The organism is Nitrosomonas nitrosa (genome assembly GCF_003051105.1).
GTDB lineage: Bacteria > Pseudomonadota > Gammaproteobacteria > Burkholderiales > Nitrosomonadaceae > Nitrosomonas > Nitrosomonas nitrosa.
On sequence record NZ_QAOO01000019.1, the window covers coordinates 1 to 23,710 of the forward strand.

Annotated in this window: 22 protein-coding genes and 1 riboswitch; of the genes, 15 read left to right on the forward strand and 7 right to left on the reverse strand. The window is 50.2% G+C overall.

Going from position 1 to position 23,710, the window contains the following annotated elements; genetic code table 11:
* Positions 1 to 272: 272 nt before the first annotated feature.
* Together C8R30_RS15920 and C8R30_RS11040 are read left to right on the forward strand one after the other, a co-directional pair.
* Entirely contained in the window at positions 273 to 506 is a 234-nt protein-coding gene (locus C8R30_RS15920) for a hypothetical protein (RefSeq protein ID WP_181258734.1), read from the forward strand.
* Positions 507 to 673: 167 nt separating this feature from the next.
* Positions 674 to 760: riboswitch (cyclic di-GMP riboswitch) on the reverse strand.
* A gap of 172 nt (positions 761 to 932) precedes the next feature.
* Positions 933 to 2,750: an adenosylcobalamin-dependent ribonucleoside-diphosphate reductase gene (locus C8R30_RS11040; protein WP_107790135.1), complete on the forward strand. Its 1,818-nt coding sequence runs from the start codon at positions 933 to 935 to the stop codon at positions 2,748 to 2,750.
* 47 nt (positions 2,751 to 2,797) lie between these two features.
* Here C8R30_RS11040 and C8R30_RS11045 read toward each other — a convergent pair whose 3' ends face one another.
* Positions 2,798 to 3,703, reverse strand: coding sequence for a LysR family transcriptional regulator (locus tag C8R30_RS11045; RefSeq protein WP_107790136.1), 906 nt, complete (start codon positions 3,701 to 3,703; stop codon positions 2,798 to 2,800).
* Here C8R30_RS11045 and C8R30_RS15925 point away from each other — a divergent pair.
* From C8R30_RS15925 to C8R30_RS11085, 9 genes are all read left to right on the forward strand, one after another.
* Positions 3,702 to 3,878 (forward strand): hypothetical protein, encoded by a 177-nt coding sequence (locus C8R30_RS15925; RefSeq protein ID WP_177182295.1) that lies wholly within the window; start codon positions 3,702 to 3,704, stop codon positions 3,876 to 3,878. The two genes, C8R30_RS11045 and C8R30_RS15925, sit on opposite strands and share 2 nt — an antisense overlap.
* A gap of 114 nt (positions 3,879 to 3,992) precedes the next feature.
* On the forward strand, positions 3,993 to 4,901 hold the full coding sequence (gnd, locus tag C8R30_RS11050; protein WP_090667368.1) for a phosphogluconate dehydrogenase (NAD(+)-dependent, decarboxylating): 909 nt from the start codon (positions 3,993 to 3,995) through the stop codon (positions 4,899 to 4,901).
* A 9-nt stretch (positions 4,902 to 4,910) separates the two neighbouring features.
* Positions 4,911 to 6,401: a glucose-6-phosphate dehydrogenase gene (gene zwf / locus C8R30_RS11055; RefSeq protein WP_107790137.1), complete on the forward strand. Its 1,491-nt coding sequence runs from the start codon at positions 4,911 to 4,913 to the stop codon at positions 6,399 to 6,401.
* A 176-nt stretch (positions 6,402 to 6,577) separates the two neighbouring features.
* Positions 6,578 to 8,443, forward strand: a complete 1,866-nt coding sequence (locus C8R30_RS11060) for an amidohydrolase (protein WP_219908361.1) — start codon at positions 6,578 to 6,580, stop codon at positions 8,441 to 8,443.
* Between the two features lie 479 nt (positions 8,444 to 8,922).
* Complete coding sequence (locus C8R30_RS11065; protein ID WP_107783421.1) at positions 8,923 to 9,789, forward strand: pirin family protein; 867 nt, start codon at positions 8,923 to 8,925, stop codon at positions 9,787 to 9,789.
* A 69-nt stretch (positions 9,790 to 9,858) separates the two neighbouring features.
* Positions 9,859 to 10,485 carry an isochorismate family cysteine hydrolase YcaC gene (gene ycaC, locus C8R30_RS11070; protein ID WP_090667377.1) on the forward strand — a complete coding sequence of 209 codons (627 nt, stop codon included), beginning with the start codon at positions 9,859 to 9,861 and terminating at the stop codon, positions 10,483 to 10,485.
* Positions 10,486 to 10,748: 263 nt separating this feature from the next.
* The gene (locus tag C8R30_RS11075) at positions 10,749 to 11,687 is read left to right on the forward strand and encodes a diacylglycerol/lipid kinase family protein (protein ID WP_107790138.1); all 939 of its coding nucleotides are present in this window, start codon (positions 10,749 to 10,751) and stop codon (positions 11,685 to 11,687) included.
* Positions 11,684 to 12,496: a metallophosphoesterase family protein gene (locus C8R30_RS11080; protein WP_090667380.1), complete on the forward strand. Its 813-nt coding sequence runs from the start codon at positions 11,684 to 11,686 to the stop codon at positions 12,494 to 12,496. Before C8R30_RS11075 ends, C8R30_RS11080 begins: the two co-directional genes overlap by 4 nt.
* A gap of 138 nt (positions 12,497 to 12,634) precedes the next feature.
* On the forward strand, positions 12,635 to 13,741 hold the full coding sequence (locus C8R30_RS11085; RefSeq protein WP_107790139.1) for a lytic transglycosylase domain-containing protein: 1,107 nt from the start codon (positions 12,635 to 12,637) through the stop codon (positions 13,739 to 13,741).
* Positions 13,742 to 13,928: 187 nt separating this feature from the next.
* On the opposite strand, the gene C8R30_RS11090 is transcribed toward C8R30_RS11085, so the two are convergent.
* Together C8R30_RS11090 and C8R30_RS11095 are read right to left on the reverse strand one after the other, a co-directional pair.
* Entirely contained in the window at positions 13,929 to 14,807 is an 879-nt protein-coding gene (locus C8R30_RS11090; protein ID WP_090667386.1) for a carbon-nitrogen hydrolase family protein, read from the reverse strand.
* Between the two features lie 11 nt (positions 14,808 to 14,818).
* Positions 14,819 to 15,463: a GNAT family N-acetyltransferase gene (locus tag C8R30_RS11095; RefSeq protein ID WP_090667389.1), complete on the reverse strand. Its 645-nt coding sequence runs from the start codon at positions 15,461 to 15,463 to the stop codon at positions 14,819 to 14,821.
* Positions 15,464 to 15,500: 37 nt separating this feature from the next.
* Here C8R30_RS11095 and C8R30_RS15930 point away from each other — a divergent pair, with 37 nt between their 5' ends.
* A complete protein-coding gene (locus tag C8R30_RS15930) occupies positions 15,501 to 15,671 on the forward strand; it encodes a hypothetical protein (protein WP_181258735.1) in 171 nt (56 codons plus the stop codon).
* A gap of 266 nt (positions 15,672 to 15,937) precedes the next feature.
* Here C8R30_RS15930 and C8R30_RS11100 read toward each other — a convergent pair whose 3' ends face one another.
* The 3 genes from C8R30_RS11100 to C8R30_RS11110 form a co-directional block, all read right to left on the reverse strand.
* The gene (locus C8R30_RS11100) at positions 15,938 to 16,744 is read right to left on the reverse strand and encodes a hypothetical protein (protein WP_090667394.1); all 807 of its coding nucleotides are present in this window, start codon (positions 16,742 to 16,744) and stop codon (positions 15,938 to 15,940) included.
* A gap of 88 nt (positions 16,745 to 16,832) precedes the next feature.
* On the reverse strand, positions 16,833 to 18,167 hold the full coding sequence (locus C8R30_RS11105) for a dockerin type I domain-containing protein (protein WP_107790140.1): 1,335 nt from the start codon (positions 18,165 to 18,167) through the stop codon (positions 16,833 to 16,835).
* A 2-nt stretch (positions 18,168 to 18,169) separates the two neighbouring features.
* Positions 18,170 to 20,473 carry a TonB-dependent receptor gene (locus C8R30_RS11110; protein WP_107790141.1) on the reverse strand — a complete coding sequence of 768 codons (2,304 nt, stop codon included), beginning with the start codon at positions 20,471 to 20,473 and terminating at the stop codon, positions 18,170 to 18,172.
* A 180-nt stretch (positions 20,474 to 20,653) separates the two neighbouring features.
* Here C8R30_RS11110 and dksA point away from each other — a divergent pair, with 180 nt between their 5' ends.
* From dksA to C8R30_RS11125, 3 genes are all read left to right on the forward strand, one after another.
* The gene (gene dksA, locus C8R30_RS11115) at positions 20,654 to 21,088 is read left to right on the forward strand and encodes an RNA polymerase-binding protein DksA (RefSeq protein ID WP_107783426.1); all 435 of its coding nucleotides are present in this window, start codon (positions 20,654 to 20,656) and stop codon (positions 21,086 to 21,088) included.
* On the forward strand, positions 21,078 to 22,232 hold the full coding sequence (locus tag C8R30_RS11120) for a CobW family GTP-binding protein (RefSeq protein ID WP_107790142.1): 1,155 nt from the start codon (positions 21,078 to 21,080) through the stop codon (positions 22,230 to 22,232). Before dksA ends, C8R30_RS11120 begins: the two co-directional genes overlap by 11 nt.
* A gap of 164 nt (positions 22,233 to 22,396) precedes the next feature.
* Complete coding sequence (locus C8R30_RS11125; protein WP_181258736.1) at positions 22,397 to 22,972, forward strand: DUF2796 domain-containing protein; 576 nt, start codon at positions 22,397 to 22,399, stop codon at positions 22,970 to 22,972.
* A 62-nt stretch (positions 22,973 to 23,034) separates the two neighbouring features.
* Here the strand turns inward: C8R30_RS11125 and C8R30_RS11130 are convergent, their stop codons facing one another.
* Positions 23,035 to 23,682 (reverse strand): DUF3299 domain-containing protein, encoded by a 648-nt coding sequence (locus tag C8R30_RS11130; RefSeq protein WP_090667412.1) that lies wholly within the window; start codon positions 23,680 to 23,682, stop codon positions 23,035 to 23,037.
* Positions 23,683 to 23,710 lie beyond the last annotated feature (28 nt).

The following is a 23,710-nucleotide window of genomic DNA, read 5'->3' on the forward strand; positions in this document are numbered from 1 at the left end:
GTGGCATCAGGAATCCCTCGCAAACAATTTCTGTGTAAAGCCCATCTCAAAAAGTCGTATCTTCGCAAAATCCAGACTGTTTGGCTGCTAATTTTTCCACTCCCTCTGCTAACTCATGTAATAGATTGATTTATATCTATTCTTTAGAATCCCTTAATAATAAGGATCGTTTCGGGATCAGGTTGTCTGTACTTTGGCCAATTTTTCTGGCTTTGCCATCATGTTCTTTTAGGATGCTAGCAAAAACCTGGGCAGGTAAACCAGCACGTGGCATGACTAGAATACGTCCTCTTGCCCATTCCTCATTCATCCTTCCTTTTGAGCGAGTATTTGCAGGCATCGAGTTGTTAGGAAATGGGTGCTGGGCTTGCTCACTCGCGTGTACGGGTGGATTTGCGGCAGAGAGAGGAGAAAAATCCGGCAAATCCAGCAAAGACGATCAGAATGATCGTTCCAAAAAGGGGTATTCTGCTAGTTTTATTCGAATCATGATGCGTTGTCGATGATTGAAATGGTACCAGCGCTTCAGCATTCCCTGAAACGTGTTGATTGAATTCCATGAATTTGTCCTCTTAAATTCAGGGGAAACTCTGGAATGTAGCTGCTTGGATAAATCATTTTGAAATGCATTGCACTATCACCCAGGAAGCCTGTTCCCTCGGTGAACGACTTATCTGGCAGTCAGGCTATCCTGGAGCATTTGCCCTGTAGATCAATGACTTTGCGTCCCCCACTTTCGCGAGGTTTGCCTTTTTCAGATAAAAATTGGAAGCTGGCAAAGAATGAGTGTCTCCTTGCGCACTACACTATTTTGTTATCGGTGTGGATAGAGGAAAACTTGAGATACAAAAACGCTACTGAAAGTTAGTAAATTATCGATTATGCTTCCAGTACCGTTCTGAATAGACCTCATCCTGCGATTATCCAAAAATATGGATCAACCCTATCTCCTCACACCCATTGCGCGGCATGTCTGGGATGCCAAATATCGCTATCGTAAGCATGACGTAGTCTATGACGTTCAGATAGCAGATACCTGGCAGCGTATCGCGGCCAGCTTGGCTGCACAGGAAAAAGACAGCCTGCACTGGCAGAGGCACTTTTACGATTGTTTGCAGAATTTCAAATTCTTGCCTGGGGGGCGTATTCAAGCGGGAGCAGGTACCTCGCATCAGGTGACGCTATTCAACTGTTTTGTCATGGGAACGATCGCCGATTCCATGGAAGGCATCTTCAATGCGCTCAAGGAAGGTGCGCTGACGATGCAACAGGGAGGCGGGGTGGGCTATGATTTTTCTACGTTGCGCCCGCGTGGCACGCAGGCCTACAGTGTCGGCTCGATCGCATCGGGCCCGGTCTCTTTTATGCGGCTGTGGGATAGCATGTGCGCCACCATATTGTCTACAGGCGCGCGGCGCGGTGCGATGATGGGTACATTGCGCTGCGATCACCCGGATATCGAGCAATTCATCGCTGCCAAACAGGATCGCAGCCAGTTGCGTCACTTCAATATTTCAGTGCTGGTCACGGATGATTTCATGGCAGCCGTACGCAACGATGAGGACTGGCCGCTGGTTTTTCCCGCTGGCGAGCATGCAGGCGAGGTTGCAGTTTTGTTGCGTGCATGGCCTGGTTATGCGCACCCTGTGCCTTGCAAGTGCTACAAACGTGTCCGTGCGCGTGCATTATGGGAAAGCATCATGCGCGCAACTTATGATTATGCCGAGCCAGGGGTGTTATTCATCGACCGGATCAATCAACGCAATAATCTTTACTATTGCGAGCGGATCAATTCGACCAATCCGTGTGGTGAAGTGCCATTGCCACCCTATGGCGCGTGCAATCTCGGTTCGATCAATCTGACCCAATTCGTTCAAGATCCTTTTACGGAACGGGCGCAACTCGATATGGCAGGCATGGCGGCCATTGCGAAGACGGCGGTGCGCTTAATGGATAATGTCATCGACGCGTCGCATTTTCCGTTGGCCAGCCAAGCTGAACAGGCGCATTTAGCGCGGCGCGTGGGTTTAGGGGTGACCGGGCTGGCCGATGCCCTGATGATGCTGAACATACGGTATGGCAGCAAGCAGTCGTTACAGATCGCCCAAGCGGTCATGCAAACTGTTTGCCATGCTGCCTATCAGGCGTCTATTGATATTGCGCAGGAGAAAGGGCCGTTTCCCTTGTTCGAACGGGATAAGTATCTTGCAGGCGCTTTTATCCGCAACTTACCGCAAACGATCCGTGAGGGTATCGTGCGCTACGGCATACGTAACAGTCATCTGACGGCGATCGCGCCGACAGGCACCATCAGTTTGCTCGCCAACAATGTTTCAAGTGGGCTGGAGCCCGTATTCGATAGCGTGTATACCCGGCGCGTACTGGGGCGGGATGGGGATTACTCGGAATACCAAGTAACCGATTATGCCGTGGCTGCTTGGCGCAAGCGGCAGGGCGACGAATCGTTGCCTCCTGCGTTTGTCAATGCGCATCATGTTTCTCCAACCGATCATCTGCAGATGCAAGCCGCGATTCAGCCTTTGGTCGATCAGGCCATTTCCAAAACAATCAACGTGCCGGAAGCGTATGCATTCGACGCATTCCGCGATCTTTATCAGCAAGCTTACGATCTCGGTCTGAAAGGGTGCACGACCTTCCGACCTAATCCCGTAACCGGCGCTGTCCTGAGCAAGGTAGAAGAGGCCCAATTGACGCCACATTGCTGCAACCTTGAACGAGAAGCGGATTAACGAATAGGTTGGAGTAATCTGATGATTTGATTCTGTTCATCGGCAATCTAATCATCATTCAGTGCAGCAAAGCGCTGTGCCAGATAATCGATCAAGACCCTGACGGACGGTAATACACCTCGTCGCGAGGGAAACACGACATGCACGATTTCTCGGCGGGGGGCCCATTCGGGCAGTATCCTGGCGAGTTGGCCTTGCGCCAGTTGTTCCCGCACCATCATGGTAGGTAATTGCACGATGCCGATGCCTGCAACGGCTGCACTGCGCAAGGCGATCATATCGCTGGTTACCAGCCGGGGAGTATGACGAATCGCTATCTGTTCTCCTTCGGGTCCAGATAGAGTCCAGCTATGCTCTTGCCTAGGTGGTCCCATTCCGAGGCTTGGCCAGTGAATCAAATCTCCGGGGTGTTTTGCAATTCCTTGCTGCTTCAGTAAAACCGGACTGCCCACGATGCATTGGCTGCGCTCGGCTAGTACCCGCATCACGAGTTCACTGTCTTCCAGAGGGGGTGGGCGTACCCGGATTGCCAGATCGATCGCTTCGTCGATGGGGTCGACGCGTCGATTGGTTGCTTCCAAGTGGACAACAACGCGTGGATAGCGCAACATGAAATCGGCCAGCATGGTGTCGACATGGGCATGCAGCAGCGCGACTGGGCAAGTCAGGCGGACGGTGCCGCGGGGCTCGGCGCGCGTGACCTCGATGGCATCCTCGGCAGCTTCAGCTTCGATGAGCATGGCTTTGCAATGCTCGTAATAAGTCTGTCCAATTTCAGTTACCGAGAAATGGCGGGTTGAACGATGAATCAGACGCACGCCGAGCCGCTCTTCCAGTAAGGCGATACGTCGGCTGAGCTTGGATTTCGGCAGATGAAGCGCTCGTCCTGCTGAAGTGAAGCCGCCATGGTCGACGACCTGGACATAATAATAAAGATCGTTGAGATCGTGCATGATGAGTAAGGCATACTTGAATCGTGGCTACGAGTATACGCCGATCTCAATGGGCTATAGCCTCGATTCGTCGTCGATGCAAGCTGCAGGCAGTAAAAAAGATGAACGGCGGGGTCGGCAGGCTCCATCCGATGGCCAAATGATGGCGAGTATATTTTGCAGTTTTGTGCCATGATGTTTGGACGCAGTCCTGCCGCCCGATCGTTTGGCTTTCCTGCTGACGAAGAAGTTAAGCACGCGGTGTGGGTGAGGGGACCCAGTCATATTGCACACACGAGAGGAGGTGAATATGGAATTTGCTATCGTGGGTTTGGGGCGAATGGGGGGTAACATGGCGCGCCGTCTGGCCAGAAAAGGCATGAGAATCGCCGTGATGAACCGTACCTTTGACGTCACCGAGGCGTTAGTCAAGGAAACCGGTCATGTCGCCTGCGTGGATTATGCCGCGCTGATAGCCACACTGGATACACCCCGCATGATATGGCTCATGCTGCCGGCCGGAGACGTTACTGAAGCAGCGCTCACGGCATTACTGCCATTGCTGTCGCCCGGTGATTTAATCGTTGATGGGGCGAATTCGCATTATAAGGAGGATGCGCCGCGTGCTAGCCGCTGTGCGCACTTTGGCGTTGAATTCGTCGATGCCGGTGTGTCAGGCGGTGTGTGGGGGTTGGAAAACGGTTATTGCATTATGTTTGGTGGCTCGAAAGCGGCCGCTGCACGCTTGCAGCCTTATATGGAGGCGCTGGCGCCGACACCCGCCACGGGATGGTTGCATACCGGTCCCGTCGGTTCGGGGCACTACGTCAAGATGGTCCACAATGGGATCGAATATGGCATGATGCAGGCATTTGCCGAAGGTTTTGCGCTGATGAAGGACAAATCGGAGTATGCGCTCGATCTGGCCGCTATCTCAGAATTATGGCGGCATGGCAGTGTGGTGCGCTCGTGGTTGCTCGATTTGTCCGCAGCGTTTTTGGCTGAGGATCAGACGCTCGAGGCTATTGAGCCGTTTGTCGCCGACTCGGGCGAAGGTCGCTGGACGGCGCTGGCTTCGATCGAACAGGGCATTCCGGCACCGGTCATGACGCTCGCACTGGCGATGCGATTCGCAACCCAAGGCAAGCATGATTATGCAGCCAAGCTGCTGGCCAAAATGCGGCAGGGTTTTGGCGGTCATGCGATCAAGCACTCATGAGGAGGGACGATGGAGCATGCAAAGAAAGCACCATTCGGCAATCAGCCCTGTTCGTTCGTGATATTTGGCGCAACCGGCAATCTTGCATCGAATAAGTTGTTGCCCGCGTTGTTTCATCTGGAGGCAGCCGGACGGCTGGCGGAGAATCTTACCCTCATCGCTTTTTCCCGGCGCGATTGGACAGTTGACAGTTGGCGAGAACATATACGCAGCGTGCTGGGAGACAAGATCGGGAAAAAATTGGATAGCCCGGTGTTCGAGCGTTTCCTGGCACGGTTTCGTTACCAAAAAGGTGATCTCAACGAGGTGGAATCCTACCATGCGCTGGCAACGCAGCTATCACCTGAATCGGCTTGCACGCGCACCGTGTTTTACCTTGCCATCAAACCGGCCGATTTTGCCGCAGTGGTTCAGCATCTCGAAGCAGCCGGACTCAACAAGCCGCGTGGCATGAGCCGTGTGGTGATCGAAAAACCATTCGGCGAGGATATCGAATCTGCCCAAACGCTCAATCGCCTGTTGCATCAGCATTTCGACGAAGAACAGATTTATCGCATCGATCATTTCCTCGGTAAGGAAACCGTCCAAAACTTGCTGGTATTCCGTTTTGCCAATACGCTGATCGAGCCTTTATGGAACCGTAATTTCATCGATCACGTGCAGATTACCGTCGCTGAATCGATTGGTATCGAAGGGCGCGCCGACTATTACGATCGCGCAGGTGCGCTGCGTGATATGTTGCAAAACCACCTTATGCAGCTATTGGCCGTCATTGCGATGGATCCGCCGCCCGCGCTGGAAGCCGATGCGCTACGTGATGAGAAAGTCAAGGTATTGCGCTCGATCCGCCCTATTAACAAGCGTGCCGTTCATGCGCATGCCGTGCGTGCGCAGTATGTGGGGGGGCATGTCGATGGGCATGCGGTGGCAGGTTATCAACAAGAGAAAGAGGTAGAAAAGAACTCCATTACCGAGACTTTCGTCGCGGCCAAATTTTATATCGATAACTGGCGTTGGGGCGGCGTCCCGTTTTATTTGCGTACCGGCAAAAGATTGGCGCAGCAATCCTCGCTAATCGCCATTCGTTTCAAGCATCCGCCGCAGCAACTGTTCCGTGAGACACCGCTGGAGCGGGTCGCGCCCAACTGGGTGTTATTGTCGATCCAACCTGAGAAATCGATGCGTATGGAAATACATGTCAAACAGCCCGGGCTCGATATGGATACGCGCGTGATGCAAATGAACGCGAGTTATCTCAAGACCGACGAGCAAGCGCTCGATGCGTACGAAACGCTGTTGCTGGACGTGATCGAAGGCGACCGCTCTTTGTTCATACGTTTCGACGAAGTGGAATGGGCTTGGCAGGTTATCGACCCTATTCTCAAGCATTGGGCGGTCGAACGCGAGTTTATCCCGACCTATCCGGCCGGCAGTTGGGGGCCGGCAGAAGCCAACCGTCTGTTCGACAATGACGATCAGACCTGGCGCAACGAGGTGTGAGGTTTTTTCTTGGTTTTTAGGAGACATGATCCATGAAAAGAAATCCTTTTATCGACAAGCTGAAACGACGGGCTTTCCTGCAACGGAGCATGTTGTTGGGCACAGGTTTGCTGGCGGAGCGTTATTTCAATCTGTTTGCAAACGAGACCCATGCCACAGCGCATCGTGGGCCTGACATGATTTTGTACAACGGCAAGATTAGCACCCTGGATGAGCGCCATCCCGAAGTGACCGCGATTGCGCTGACAGGAGGATGGGTAGCCGCGACGGGTTCGGATAAGGAAATACATGCGCTGGCCAGACCAGACACAAAAAGGATCGACCTGAAGGGTAGGCGCGTTATACCGGGCCTCAACGATTCCCATCTGCACCTCATTCGTGGCGGGCTCAATTACAATATGGAATTACGTTGGGATGGCGTGCGCAGCTTGGCCGATGCACTGGCAATGCTAAAAATGCAAGCCGAACGCACGCCTCCCCCGCAATGGGTGCGTGTGGTCGGCGGCTGGAGCGAATTCCAGTTCAAAGAACGCCGTATGCCGACTCTGGCAGAAATCAATGCAGCTGCGCCGGAGACACCCGTCTTTATTTTGCATTTATACGATCGCGCCTTGCTGAACGCTGCAGCGCTGCGGGTAGTTGGCATCACGAAGGATACGCCTGACTATCCTGGCGGGCGGATCGAGCGCGACGCGCACGGCCATCCGACCGGGATGCTGATAGCCGAACCGAATGCCCTGATTCTGTACGCGACCTTGGCGAGAGGACCCAAGCTGCCGATGTCTGATCAGCTCAATTCCACACGTCATTTCATGCGGGAACTGAACCGCCTGGGAGTGACGAGCTGTATCGATGCCGGGGGTGGCTACCAGAATTACCCCGAGGATTATGAAATCATTGAGAGATTGCATGAAGAGGGGCAGATGACGGTGCGCATTGCCTACAATTTATTCACGCAAAACAAGGGTGGTGAACTGGCCGACTTCAAAAAATGGGCCAACATGGTCAAGCCATACAGCGGTGACGGCTATCTGCGCCATAACGGGGCAGGTGAAATGCTGGTGTTCTCGGCCGCCGACTTTGAAGATTTTCTGCAGCCACGTCCTGACATGCCAGCCCATATGGAAAAAGAATTGAATGAGGTCGTGCGCTTTTTGGTGGAGAATCGCTGGCCGTTCCGCTTGCATGCGACCTACGACGAAACCATTGGGCGCGCTCTGGATGTTTTCGAAACGATCAATCGGGATACGCCGTTCGGCGACGTGCGCTGGTTCTTCGACCATGCCGAAACCGTCAGCGAAAAAAATCTGGAGCGGATTCAACGCTTGAGCGGTGGGGTCGCCATCCAGCACCGCATGGCCTATCAAGGTGAATATTTTGTCGACCGTTACGGCAAACAGGCTGCGGAAAACAGCCCGCCGCTGCGCAAAATGCTCGCGATGGGCGTGCCGGCGGGGGGTGGCACCGACGGCACCCGGGTGGCGAGCTATAATCCTTGGGTATCGCTCTACTGGTTGGTGAGCGGCAGAACGGTCGGTGGTTTACCGCTGTACGGCGATGCCAACCGGCTGGAGCGCCAAGAAGCCTTGCGTCTGTGGACATTGGGCAGTGCCTATAAATCCAATGAGGAAGGGGTAAAGGGCGCTTTGTTGCCAGGCCGGTATGCCGATCTCGCTGTGCTGTCGCATGACTTTATGACGGTACCGGAAGAAGCCATCAAGACGATTACTGCCGTCATGACGGTGGTGGGAGGCAGGATCGTTTATGCCGATGCGGAATTCAAATCGCACGACATGCCCTTGCCACCGATCAGCCCTGACTGGTCGCCAGTGCGCCATTTTGGCGGCTATCAGCAGGCTAATGCCGATTTTGCGCCCGCCATTGCCAGTGCTTGCATAGCGGCGGGTTGCGATCATGATCACACGCATGCACATGACGGCAAGTTGTCTGTTTGGCTAGGTCTTGATGGCCAGTATGGGCGGCAGGGGAAGCCCAGCTTTAACCATCCCTGGGCGATCGGTTGCGGTTGCTTTGCCTATTGACCCTACCAGGCGGGTGGATGGCACAGCGTTTTCGTTATTCAAATATCGCGTTTTTGCAGTTTTGTAGGCGGCAAGTCTGATTCCGAAATCGGAATTCCGATATTCAATGTCACTTTCTGTTTGTTGGACGCTGGCTGATCATTTTGATGGTCGTAAGCTATCGCTATGGATGCAGTTTCTTCTGGCTGTGACGCCGACACATGCTGTCATGCTTTGAACAAGAGTTGGCCGAAACCGTTTGCCAGGTGTCATCATGATTTATGGGTAACTCTTATAGAAAACAATATAAACAAATACTTATATTTTTTCTTGAAAGGCGCCCCTTATGAAAGCGCAAGACGTTATCTGATGGTACTTCGATCACTCATTGTTCTCTATATAGAACGATGAAGACTGATTGTGGCGGCTATTCAGATGATTGTCCTTTTTGTATAGTGATTGCATCCAAATATTGGATAAATACTATAAAGGAGATAACAATGAAAGCGATTCAAGGTGTTTACGATGCACCCCCTCTCCATTGGGTAGGTGATGGTTTTCCGGTACGTTCTCTATTTTCTTATCGCAATCATGGAAAACAACTGAGTCCGTTTTTGCTGCTGGATTATGCCGGCCCGGCCGATTTCGTGCCAGCCGAGCGGCCGCGCGGTGTGGGGCAGCATCCGCATCGTGGCTTTGAAACGGTCACCATTGTTTATCATGGCGAAGTGGCGCATCGGGATTCAACCGGGCAGGGCGGCGTGATCGGCCCGGGCGATGTGCAGTGGATGACGGCAGGATCAGGCATACTGCACGAAGAATTTCATTCCGAATCATTTACTCGTTCGGGTGGCCGGTTGGAAATGGTGCAGTTATGGGTCAACCTGCCCGCCAAGGACAAAATGACCGTGCCGCATTACCAGGCTATCCTCAAAACAGGCATTCCTGTGGTCACGCTGCCCGACGAAGCGGGTAGCGTGCGCGTGATTGCTGGCAATTACCAAGGCCATGCTGGCCCTGCGAGAACCTTCACTCCACTGAATGTTTGGGATTTGCGTCTGCAGCAAGGAAAGTCAGCCGAATTTTCGTTACCCGCCGGTTGGAGTGCCGCACTCATCGTTTTGCAGGGTACGGTAAAGGTCAATCAAGCATCACAAGTGAAAGCGGCACAGATGGCATTGTTCGAGCGTAGCGGTGAAATCCTCTCGTTTTCAGCGCAGGAGGATGCGATGGCGCTTGTGCTCAGTGGCGAGCCGATCGATGAACCGGTCGTTGGACAAGGTCCTTTCGTCATGAATAATCAAGCTGAGATCGATCAGGCAATTGCCGATTTTAACAGTGGGCATTTCGGACAGCTCTCTCATTAGGCTTCCCCAGGTAATAATGGATTTTCTACGTTGATGTCGTCTTTTTTACATAACCCACAGGAGTCATAAATGAGCAAAACTTACCCTCGTCTCGATAAAAACAACGCACTCGTCGCATTGGTCGATCATCAAGCAGGTTTGCTGTCGCTGGTGCGCGATTTCGAGCCAGACAGATTCAAGAATAACGTCCTGGCTTTGGCCGATCTTGCCCAGTATTTCAAGTTACCGACCATCCTTACCACCAGTTTTGAAGATGGTCCGAATGGCCCGTTGGTGCCTGAATTAAAGCAAATATTCCCGGATTCCCCCTACATCGCGCGTCCAGGGCAAATCAACGCATGGGACAACGAGGATTTCGTCAAAGCGGTCAAGCAAACAGGGAGAAAGCAGTTGATTATCGCCGGTGTCGTGACTGAGGTGTGCGTCGCTTTTCCCGTGCTATCTGCCTTGGAGGAAGGGTTCGAAGTATTTGTAGTGACCGATGCTTCAGGCACTTTCAATGAGGTGACGCGTGAGGCGGCCTGGAGTCGTATGGCAGAGGCCGGTGCGCAGCTGATGAGTTGGTTTGCGGTCGCCTGTGAGCTGCACCGTGACTGGCGAAATGACATAGAGGGTCTGGGTACGCTGTTTTCCAATCATATCCCCGACTACCGTAATCTTTTCACTGCCTATACTGCGATTAAAGCGAGTAAGTGAAGCGTGCTGGGTTAGTTTGGGTAATGTGGCCAAGTGTAGGCTTGGCCATGGAAGCGCACTGGCACAATTCAAATTTAACTTTATCCATCAAGATGCTTTCCAGCGAAATTCTCGAGTGCTATTGATTTTCTTTAAACTTGCGGGTGTAATCGAAACGAGGGAGTAACAGGGCTCCTATTTTTATTACAAAATTGAATTAACTGCGTGGGGCGGGGCTGAATGGGATAGCCACGTTTCCTGCAGCGACACAAAAAAATTTCGCCATGTCCAATCAACAACCTTTCTTTTTTGTCATGAATCCTGGTTCAGGGAACCAGAATGCCCAGCAGACTCAGGATACGATATCAGCCATCCTGAGTGCTGCCGGTTGCCGTTATCAATTTATGGTTGTGGAAGAAGGCTCACAACTGATTACCGCAGCGCAACAAGCGGTGAAGTTAGCTCAGGAACAGGCCGGAGCCGTGGTTGCCGTCGGTGGCGATGGTACACTCAACACTGTGAGCCAAGCCGTACTGGGGACGGGCGTGCCCTTTGGTGTGTTGCCCCAAGGTACGTTCAACTATTTTGCTCGCTGTTATGGGATCCCTCAGGATACGGATGCGGCCACTCAGTGTTTGATAGATGCGGTGATAAAGCCTGTCAATGTGGGTAAGTTGAATGGCAAGATTTTTCTGGTCAATGCCAGTTTGGGGCTTTATCCGCAACTGCTGGAAGACCGCGAAGCTTTCAAACAACGCTTCGGGCGCAACCGGCTCGTAGCTTTAGGAGCTGCTCTCATGACATTGCTCAAGGCACATCGGCAACTTGCCGTGCAAATCGAGTATGCAGGTGAGATACGCACATTGCGCACACCTACCATCGTAGTCAATAACAACGCCTTGCAGCTTGAGCACATTGGTATCGATAAAGGCGATGAGCTCGCGCGCAATCACCTTGTGGCCATCACATCGACGCCAGTGAGTACGCCAGCCCTTTATGGCATGTTGCTTCGCGGTTTGCTGAGCCGGCTGGGCGAAGACGAGAACCTGATCAGTTTTAGCTTTGAGAAAATGACGGTGCGTTTGGGTAGGGGGCGGCGGCGCATCAAGGTGGCAATGGATGGAGAGGTTTCATATATGCGTTCTCCGCTTGAATTCAGTGTTGCTGAGCACCGGCTGCCATTATTGGTGCCCCGTGATCCAGCCCTGCGAAGCCAATCATGATCCGTTTACTGCAGATTTCTGACCCTCACTTTGGTACCGAAAAACCAAAGGTACTCGAGGCGGCCATAGAACTGGCACGAACACAGTCGCCCGATCTCATCATTCTCAGCGGCGATATTACCCAGCGTGCACGCCGTAGTCAGTTTGACCAGGCACATCGTTTTACTCGCCAACTGCAAAAACCGGTGTTGGCGGTTCCCGGCAACCATGATATTCCCCTATTTAATCTGTATGCGCGTTTATTCAATCCTTATGGAAATTATCAAAGCGTGTTCGGACAGACACTGGAACCCGAGTTTGAGAATAGCCAATTACTGGTCATCGGCGTCAATACCACCCGCCCCAGCCTGCACAAGAATGGCAAAGTGTCCACAGAGCAAATCAGTCGGGTTGCTATGCGCCTCAGTGAGGCAAAGCCTGAGCAGTTTCGCGTGGTGGTCGAACATCATCCTGTGCGCGCTATCGAAGCATCGGATACCGTCAATTTATTGATTGGGCGTGAACAGGCTATTCCCACCTGGGTCGATGCGGGAATGGATATTATTTTGGGGGGACACATCCACCTCCCTTATGTTTTACCTCTTTATGGCCGGAGAGGAATCGCAGGACGGAAGGCATGGACGGTGCAGGCGGGTACGGCAGTATCCAAGCGGGTACGTGGCAAGGTGCCTAACTCGATTAATCTGATCCACTATCGGCCTGTCAAAGGAAAGCCGCAATGCGTAGTGGAACAATGGGATTATGCGGGGGAATCGCAAGCATTTTTATCGGTGAAGAGCACAGCGTTGACGCTTAGCCGGGAACATTGACACTTTTCTGCAAAATGATCGTCATTCGATGACATCGCTGCCTGGAAGCGAGTATCCGCCAATCCTTAGCTCGGGCAGTGGAAGTACACGCTAATCTGCTAACATTTTGTCGATTGATATCGTACTAAAGAACCTTCGATGGATAAAACGGTTGATCCAAGCGATCCCAAACTTGACCCTAATAGACCTAAACCGGTTCGCAAACGCCGGCCGGTAGCCTATTCTAATAAAAGCGAGCTCCGCAAACGGCTAAAGAAACCTCGGTCTGGCGAAATCAAGCGAAAATTCCTGCTGATCAGCATTGAGATCCTTGGCCTCGGTATTACCGCAGTTTTAGCCATTATGGCGCTGTTAGGCTATTCTGCCAGCCAGTTTTCAGGTACTCATTTTTTCAGCAGTTTGCTACCGTTTGCTGTTGGCGTGCTGGTATTGATGCTCGTTGCTTTCATTTTTCTGATTGGCTGGTGGAAACTGAGAAAATGGTTGCAAGGTCGTTCTGAATTGTTGACGCCAACGTTGTCTCTGCTCTTCGCTTTATTGACGGGATGGCTGGTTACGCATGGGCAGCTGACATTGGCTTACGGGAATTTCCGTACACTGGTAGGTGGCAAAGAAGAAGTTGGCCGGGTGACCATCGCACATCAGGTTTATGCGACTTATCGCAGGTATGGCCCAACCCAGTTGCAAAGAATGATTGATCGCGCTCAGGAATTTCAGCCTGCCATCAAAGATGCAGCCGATGCATTTGGCGTCGACGTCAATTTGCTGTACGGCATTGCCGCGACAGAATCGTCTTTCATACCACGCAATAGCCACGACGGTGGACGCGGGTTATTTCAGATTACCCGGGTTCCCAAAGCGGCGGTCGATCAGGCACTCATGCAGTTGAACGCTAAAACAATCGAATTGGAAAATCCCAGGCATAATGCTTTTCTTGCTGCGGCCACCTTTAAACACTATCTGGCTGAGATGAAAGGCGACCTTTTTCTGGCGCTGCTTGCCTACAATATCGGTCCTGCTAACGGTGGTTTGCGTTTTATCATGCAGCAGTATGGTGCTTCCGATTTCATAACCATTCAGCCGTATTTGCAAACCTTGCCGCGTGATTACCCAATACGGGTGCTGTCTTATGCCTTGGCATTCCGGCTTTGGCAAAAAGAGGGCAGATTACTCGCCTACGAGGAAGGCGGCAATGCGCTCCATATCCAACGCATTGGTATACCCGGCTTGCATACAGGGATTTAGGCCGAATACTTATAAAATATGGTAATTTCTCGTAAACCCTGATGCACTAAAGGGCTGTGTGGCCCCACGCTGTTGCGTGAACTGATAATCACATTGACCAAGTAGAGCGAGATCTAAAAGTGTCAGGAATAAAAGAATAGGTCTCGGGTTGTTTTAAAGTTGGTGAATAATTTTTTCGTACTAGCGATTAGCAATGCGCACTTACGATATCCACTGGATTTTGATAAATTTCACGACGTTTGTCGTAAAGCGGGATGGTCGTACCATTGATACGATTCTGTGCAAGAATATTAAGATCGACATCAGCAATAACGATCTGCTCCATGTTTATTTCTCCTTCTGCTGCTATGCCGTCGCGTGAGAAGGGAAAATCAGAGGGCGTCAAGATGCTCGCGCAACCATAATGCATGCCAAGCCCTTCTACTGGAAGATTGCCAACGGTACTTGTCATGGCAACGTATACCTGATTTTCAATCGCACGGGCATGAGAGCAGTAGCGCACACGCAAAAATCCTTGCCGATCATCTGTAGAAGAGGGAACGAATATGATATCGGCGCCCGCTTCGCAAACCTGGCGTGACAGTTCAGGAAATTCAATGTCATAGCATATAAGTATGCTAACAGCGCCATAATCGGTTTGAAACAAATGTAATTTATCGCCTGCAGAAGTATCCCATTTGTCTTTTTCCCATCGGGTGCGATGAATTTTGTCTTGCGAAAACAGATCACCTTTGGGTGAGAACATGAATGAAGTGTTGTAAAGCAATGAGTTGCGTAAGTTCGGGTGACTTCCACCAATAAGATAAATATTATATTTTTTGGCGAGCTCAGCCATTAAATCAAGATAGCGCGGCGTGTAGTCATGCATGCTGCGTATAGCGGCCCTGATATTGTTTTCAGTATCGAGAAAAGAGAGGAGCTGGCTAGTAAAAATTTCAGGAAGCATGACAAAATTAGGTTTATACTCGGCAGCGGCCTTGAGCATAAAGCGAACTTGGTTTTCAAAATCTTCCCAGTTGCTGATTGATCTAAGCAGGTACTGTACTGCAGCAATACGAACTTTCAATGATTATTCCTTCAAGTTATGAGCGTAGGTTTCTTTTCATTATAATGAGGATTAAGCCATACGATGAGTGACGCATAACCGAGGCTCTCACGGTCTTCAGGGATATAATCACGCACTATACCACAATAATTGAAGCCTTCATGCAATTGAAAACTCAATACAGGATCACGGATATCGCCCCAAACGACCTTTTGTGCATATAATTCGATGGGCATTTCTTTGGCATAACGATGATAGCCAGGTAAGCGTCCACACGCGATGATTCTCTTAAGGTTGAATTTGCGACATAAGCGCCGTCTTCCTTGATAAAGCGCGTGACCAATGCCTGATCCCCGCATGGTTGGATTGACGAAAACTTCCGCGCCGTACAGCGTCAAGCCCTGGGGGTTATGTGTATCAAAACTACCATGCGCGGTGATGTCTTTCCAAGTATGCTGCACTGCCCATTGGTTCCATGATATGACCAAAGAACTGGCGGCGCCGACCAGATGACCGTCTATTTCTGCTACGAGCTGCCCTTGAGGGAATATTTCAAGTTGGTGACGCAGCATTTCCTCGCGCCAGCAAGGTATTGAGGGATAGACCTTTTTTTGTAGCAAAATAATGGAACTGATATCGCTGAGTTGTGTATTCCGTATGATGGTTTTTCTGCTCATTGGTTTGCTTATCCATAAACGCTAGCGAAGATATTAAATGATATTTTGCCACGTCAGCTTGAGTAGTTTTATTTTTCTATCGCAACAAGCTGTAATGATCGGATTGTTCAAGCGTCTCGAGCAGAGTGGATTGAGTATAGCGATCATGGCGGTTGCCGCCATGATCGCCAGGCTATCTTTTATACGCAAGCTATTACTGCCCAGCTAAAACAACAGTGCTAGCAAGGTCGGGCAGATTTTTTTGGCAACCGGTTGATCAGTGGTGTAACAATATGCTCGGACATGGCCGTCATGGCCAGGTTTATGCGCAGCGTCTGTCAAATGGGCTTCTTCCCAGAGTTGGCACGCTACATCAGGGGGTCCTCGGTTAAGAATAACCCCAGATTCAACAATTTTTCTGCTTCAATCGGGCGCAACATCACTTGCCCCGCAGGTTCTGGCAGGGTTTATTGCATCCGATTGCTGCTTGCTCCATTATTCCGTGCCAGAAATTTCTTCTGCTTCAATCAATTGGAATTGGTTATTGCCGATATGCTGTAACTTCACTTTATAGAATGTTCCTAGCGCTTTGACTCGTTGGATATTCAATATTCCGGTATCTGCTACAAAAACTGAATTTTCATTCAGATCAGCCGCTGCAGAAACGGCTTGTTCAAAGTGTTCCTGTTGCAGTCCACGATTCAAAACGATCGCGATCGGGGATGGCGCAATAGAAACAGAGATATCGCTATTGGGCTTTGATTCAAACAACTTGAGCTGGATGCGGTATGCCCCAGAACTGCCGCCTAATGCATTGGAAACATCAAGAATAGAAAAATCCAGATGCGCATGCAAACCCCCTTCACTGTCAATTTGACCAATGACGCCGGCGTGTTCGCTTACGCCATCAATGCGAAATGAAATGGCATTCTCCTGCGCATCCTTGATCTCAACTTTTTCTCCGTTTGGCACAACTGGCCGCCAATCGCTGCCATTCCAGAACAGGAGTTGACCTACTGGTTGAAAACGCAGCCAGTTGCCAGGGGTGAACGCGCCTTTCTCTACATTGACATCAACGCCCGGTTTATCGGTAGCATAGAGTCCACCGCTGATATCGCCAAAATCTGTTTCGAACAGATGGCTGTTAACAAATATCTCCGCACCGATCCGCCACGGTTGGATATCGCTTTCATGCAGATGGGAGTCTTCCTCTTCATGGCTTTGATTTTCATTCGCCATAGCGGTCGACAAAAACGGGTTGATAGCTAAACTAATGAGCAGCATAACAATTTTTATTAACATGACATCCTCCTAAATGAATTTAAGTTTTTGTTTATGATTGATTCTTCGATGGAACGAGTATTTCCCTAACACTTAAAAAAAACGGCTGTTATTCAAAAGCCACGGTTGTTTCTTCCAACTGTTCCAGCCGGAATTTGAAATCTCCTATGTTGCGCAAAACCGCTTTGTAGAATTTTCCATTCGTGAAAACTGCAGGAATCTCCAATAAGGCGCTTTCTACGTCATAGCGTGCTGGCGAAACGTAGCGGGATTTGTCCAGTTGTACCGTAGCCAGTACGAAGAGAGCTTCATCTTGAAGTTGCAGTTGCGCGCGGTAGTGTTGGTCGTTCACTTGAATATCGTTCAGACTCAACATGCCGGTTTTTTCATCATAGACCGTCGCTACATTCAATGCCGTCGCGGGGGCATCAGTCGGGATATTGCATAGTCTCAGTGTGCATAATGCTTTAGCCAGGGAAGCATCTGCGCGGTCAATGATGCCATCGCCATTAACGTCGAATCTGGCGTTTTCCGGTTGTAGAGGTTCATTGTTTTGCGCAGCCAGCAAAATGAGCGCTACATCGATTCGGTCGACATCCCCATCCAAGTCCACATCTCCCGGGATCGATACCGGTATGACCGGCTGCGGAATGGGGTCTCTATTCGAAGGCTCGCCGATAAGCGCCAATAAAGCCGTAGCGAACGCATTCTCGTCTAACCCAGCATTGAACAGAATCAGAAACGGTTCGGAAGGAAAATAACGGGCGTTAGAAATCAGCTGCATTGTGACCAGATAGGCGCCGACCGGCCCGCCTATCTCACCTTGCCAGTTTTCCAGGAAAAAGCTGAGGTGGGTATGGAGAATGCCATTGTTGTTTGTTACATCGACGACCAATTCAGGGCTGCCAAGGATGCCATCGGCAGAGAAGACGGTGCTGCCATCGACGCCCAAACCGCCTTCACTGAAACAAAATAGCTGCCCGGCACACTGTGAGTAGTCGCTGATAACTTGGCGACTGGCTTCCAGCCCGCCAAACAGCCTGACCTGAATGCCATAAGGTGGGTTTCCCCAGGCAGATAATACTGGGTCCCAGTATTTAAGCGTGCCAAGCGCGCGATAGCTTAGCAGTTCGTTAGGTAGCAGCGCATTTTGCGCGGATTGAAATCCTGGATTTTTGGTTTTGAAATCGCCACCTGAAAAATCGCGAAAATCAGCCAAAAAAATGAGTCTGCCCGTAGCGTTTTCTAAAGGTAACGTTCCCGCAGGCAATTGCAATGTTTGCGTAAGGCCATTCAAGTCGCAGCCGACAACACCGGGGGTACGGCAATAGCCGGCAAACAATGCATTGCCTTGTCCCCAGACTTCAACGTCCAAGTGCTGGGCAAAGACAGAATGATTAAACATCAACGCCGCAACCAGTGAGTATAAAACGGGACGGCTCATGCTTAAAACGTTGCCCTTAATCCCAACACAAAACTTCGGCCCGGTTCAGGTGCGAAATTTCTTAAGAATGAAACCGAGCTGCGTATTTCTTCATTCAGCAGGTTGGTGCCTTTGGCGAACAACCAGACATCGGCCCATTTACCCATTTTCATCTGATAATCCGCGCTTACGGTTAACAGGTGGTAGCCTTTCGTGATAGTTTCATTTTCGCCTGGATGATTTTGTGCTTCTGCCCGGGTATAGCGTAATGCGCTATTCCATCGACTGTTGTCCAGCCCCAGTTCAATTCCGTAGCGCAGTGGGGGCATGCGTGGTACATCGCCGTGCATACCACGCACAAAGCGTCCGCGCACATAATCGGAAAACAGGGTCAATAAGAGATCACCTTGCGGTAACTTGTAGAGGGTTGCTCCAAATTCGGATTCATAACCGATAAATTCAGCATCCTGCTGATCGTAAGCGAAAATCGATACACATTCAGCTTTACTCACGCATTGCTGCCGAATCACTTCGTTGTCGATCTCATAAACCAAACCGGTGTTGCGCTGAAAAATGAAGTCATCAGTACGGTTGTAGTAACCATTGACCCGTAAGCTGAAACGCTCTTTTTTCCAGTCAAAGCCCAGATCAACCATATTCATGGTTTCGTTCTTCAGTTGCACATTACCGATATCGAAGCTCCGTATGGATAAATGTGGACCGAGTGACAACAATTCCTGAATATCCGGGGAACGCTTGCCTTGGTTGAATGAAATCGTCATGGTTAAATCATCCACCAGATTTCTTTGTAGCGAGGATGAAAAGGAGGTTGTCTGATATTTCAGCTCATCTGGCAGTGGGATGGGCGGCAAGGCGCTGCCACGTAATCTCAGTTCACTTGCTTTGGGGTTGACACGGGATTGCTCGATACGGACCCCCCCGCTCACAATCCAGCGATTCCAGGTGTATTGCTGGGTCGTATAGAAACCCAATGAATGCTGTTTGGTTTCTGGCACAAAGGTCTCGACGCCCAGTGCGGAAAAATTTCGGCCAATCCACTGCACGCCGAACGTACCGGTTAACCGTGGAAAAAAATGATGATCGATTTCGAACCGGCCTTCGCCCGCCTCATTTTTAAACTTGGTAAAAGGAAGGCCTCCTTGGATTTCGGTATGCTGATAATCCACCAACCCATAGCGAAAACCGATACGTTCAATGCCTCGGATCGGTTCATACCATTCACTTTTAAAATCATAGCGTGTTTGCCGCATAGCCAGGCGGATATTGGGGAAAAGGGCTTGCGGACCAAAAATATCTTCAAAACCGGTCAGATCGTTCAGTTTAGGCAGAATTAATTCCAAACCCCCTAAATGATTGGGATCCAACCCATGACTGCCTCTCGGCACACCATAACGGTTATCCACATGACTGATCGACATTCCCGCCATGGCAGTGTCACCTAGCCACGAGATTCCGGCAAAGCCACCGTTGCTTTCGCTATCAGTGTTGGGAATTTTGCCTGAAATGTTCTGTATGTCCGTTAGGCCGTACTGTTGCGCTATGAAGTGCTCATCGATTGCCTTGCCAGGAATTCGGATATCGCCCCGGCTGCGATAAAAACCACCCAGATTGAATGCCAGCCAATCTTTGCCCAGATTCAATTTAACGGCTGAATTCGTGCCATTTCCGTTGGTATCGTAACGGCTTTCCACGGAGCCGCTGACGAGGTTCTTAGGTGCACGTTCGGGAATACGGTGATCTTTGACATCGACAACTCCCCCGATGGCGTTGCCACCATAACGGACCGTTTCGGGACCACGTATGATGGTGATTTCTTCAGCAAACAGGGGGTCGATCGCTACAGCGTGATCTGGGCTGAGGCTGGCGGCGTCATGACTGCCGATACCACTTTGCAGCATGCGAATGCGCGAACCTGTGAGGCCACGTATCACGGGAATACCCACGCCCGGTCCAAAAGAAGCGTTGCTGACACCTAATTCTTTTTCGAGCGTTCTGCCGAGAGTATCGCTTCTCTGTAAATGCAGCAGCCTACCTTTTAGAATGCTGGTGTTTGATTGGGTTGGTTGATTGGAGTCAATCCCGATGATTGTTATGGGTTTTAAATGGACGGCAGCCTCATTGCCGGCAGAATCCGCTAATTCCGTTTTTAGGATGAAATCGTTTGATTTGTTATCTGCTGCAAGAGCTGGATAGGGTATGCTCATAATCAATAAGATACTGATAATATTTCGCCACTGCCGTAAGCGTGCAATCGGTGGCTGACTAAGCAAAAATACATAAAAGAGTTTCTTGAAACGTTTGTACATATCATTTGTGCTGTTCTTTTTTATGATATGTTATAACATTTCTTATTTCAAATAATATAAATGTGACATGCGTGATGAGAAACTTGAAATTTGAAATATTTGATGAGTGGCAGCAACGCGTCGAGCGGGAATACCGTTTCGAGCCGGCCGATAACGATGTGGTAACGAAGGTGAGAAACGATGCGAGTCAATAAAAGAATATTGGCTTCTTCAGAAGAAGAAAAAACCATGCCTGATGTACTTTCGGGCGACTATATGTGTGCGGCACAATGGGCTTTTTTTCGTGCCAAACTGGAAAATGAGAAACGCGCATTACTCGAGAATGTGCAAAAAACACTTGACTGCATGCAAGAGACTGAGCCGGAACCTGATCCCAACGACCGAGCGAGCACGGAAGAAAAATACCTGCTGGCGTTGAGAGTGAGGGATCGTGAACGCAAATTGCTTAGAAAAATTGATGATGCGCTGTTGCGCATCGAGCAGGGGACCTATGGCTGGTGTGCAGAGACGGGTGAGCCCATCGGCATTCCTCGATTGCTGGCAAGACCCACAGCCTCACTCTGTCTTGAAGCGCAGGAACGCCGCGAACTGATTGAGCGACTTTATGACCAATGAATTTACTTCCTCCCAGCCACTTATTCCTATAGCCATCCTGACGGGGTTCCTAGGCAGCGGCAAGACTACCTTGCTCAATTGCGTGGTCCGCCAACCCGCTTTCAGCGATACCTTGGTCATCATTAACGAGTTTGGCGAGATCAGCCTTGACCATTTACTGGTTACTCAAAGCAATGAAATAGTCGTGACGGAGATGGACAGCGGTTGTATCTGCTGTTCGATACGCGGCGACCTCGCGCGCACACTCCGAGAAATTGGCTGGCGTTTTTCGCGAGAAGGAAAGCGAAAATTCAAGCGCGTCATGATAGAAACGACGGGTCTGGCCGATCCGGCTCCCATCATACATACGCTCATGACCGACGATTTCATCGCGTCTCGTTATCGTCTGGATGCTGTGATTACCACAGTCGATAGTGTCAATGGGATGCAGACACTCCATCGCCATCCTGAAGCCATCAAACAAGTGGCGGTGGCAGACCGGCTTATCCTCACCAAAAATGATTTAATTGACGAAACACAGCTAACGGATTTGCAACATCGGCTTGCTCGACTCAATCCAACTGCCCAGCAGCTACGCGTCTTGAACGGTGAAACAGATGGACAAGCGTTGTTCGGCGCTCACCTGTTTTTCCTTGATCAGAAAGCACCTGATGTATTGGGTTGGCTCAATGAGTCAGCATATGCAGGAACCATCAAACAGGCGGGAAATGCGTCGGATACTTTCCGTTACCAACCGATCACTGGGAAGTTAAGTAAACAGCGATTTCAGAAGAAACAGAAGGTTGCTCAACAAGATATTCATGGTCATGACGATCATATCCGGGCGTTTAGCTTCACTTTTGATACGCCAATCGAGCCAGAATTATTTGATCAGTGGCTGGGGCTATTGATGGCATTCAAAGGTCCGGATATCTTACGTGTGAAAGGTATGCTCAACCTGAAGCACCGTTCAGGGCCTATCATCATTCATGGCGTGCAACATATTTTTCATCCGCCTGTCGAGTTAGCTGAGTGGCCATCAGAAGATCACCGCACACGCATCGTTTTTATTACACGTGATATCGATCGTTCGGTAATCGAACGCACCTTCGATCGTTTCGTTAGCACCGGTACTGAAGCATTTTCTACCGGAACAGGGGTGTGATATGTCATTAATTGACCTTTGCGTAAGATGAGATGAGACGCTTGTGCGGATGCCCTTTTTTTGGGCAGATCGAGCAAATATTCGAAATTTTCTCTACAACGTTCAATTAGAATAATGATATATACAGGCTTCGATACTAGACAATTTTTCTCGGAATGAAAATTATGCTGAACAAGCCCTTATTGATGGGTTGGGTATGGATTCTGACGGCAAGCAGCGCTCCTGTTTTATCATCAGGGAACCCTGTTTTACAGGGTGCGCATGTTCACGGGGAAGCCGTGCTCAACGTTGTGCAGGAGGGCACGACTGTGTACATCGAGTTTGAATCGCCAGCAATCAACCTGGTCGGATTTGAGCATGCACCCATTAATCCAGAGCAAAAGGCAGCTTTATCGAATGCTCGACAAATACTGGCTGCCACCGATCGCTTGTTTCAATTTGGCGCTACCCAATGTCTGCTGGAAAGCAAAGAAATAAACGTGCCTTATCCTGGTCAGCCTGCACATAATCATCCTCACCGTCACGAACATGAAAGCGCCCAGGAAGCGCACCATGAACATGCTGACTTCCAAGCAAACTATACCTTCCAATGCGAACAAGCCAGCGATTTACGGGCCATTTCGACGACGCTCTTTTCACTTTTTCCAGGGATCCAGACAATCAAGGCACAATGGATTTCCCAAGGCAGGCAGGGTTCGACTTCACTGACGCCGAGTGACGCTACGCTAAGGTTAAATTAAGAACGCAAGGCAGTTGCTATACTCCGCGTTTTTTTGTCAACACGGGAACGGAATGTTTGGAGCTATTCCGTATATATTTCTATCTCTGCGACTTCTATCGTATAAGCAGATGTCGCAACCGCATTTTCCGTCAGCGATGTTTTCAAAGTGCCCGTTACCCAAACCGGTTCGTGTAGTGCTTGAAGTTTTAGTCCTTTCTCGAAAATGCCATAAATAATCTGATTGGGGGGAGGAGGTGGAACATGGATACATGCGCCGAAAAAAGGGACTAGAAAAAAGCGTTTCACGACAAGCTGCTCACCAAATTCGAGCGGTACGATAAAGCCGGGTATCCTGATATTCTGATTGTCGAATTCAGGCTTGATGCGAGTGGATGTCAGCGCTTGCATATAACGATCGTCGCTCGCTTGCGCCATCGCCAGCATGAATTGGCTGCTTAGCATATCTTCCTCGGAACCATCTTCGATCTCGTCGAGATATTCTGGTGGATTCATCAAAGCGTCCAGATCTTCCTGTGGCAGTAAATCGATCCACTGAATGGTTGTATAAGCAATGGTCTGCGCGCCTTGCTGTTGTGCACCTGTTTGAGCGCTGGTGACAGCACTCGCATCAGTGTTTGGATCGTTTTGGGAGCACGCGGCCAGAAGTCCGGCAAGAAAACAGACAATTGCCGCAGACTTTGATTTTGTAGCGAAAAAATTGGAATTCATAACCCGTCGTTTAACTCTCCTCAAGTCT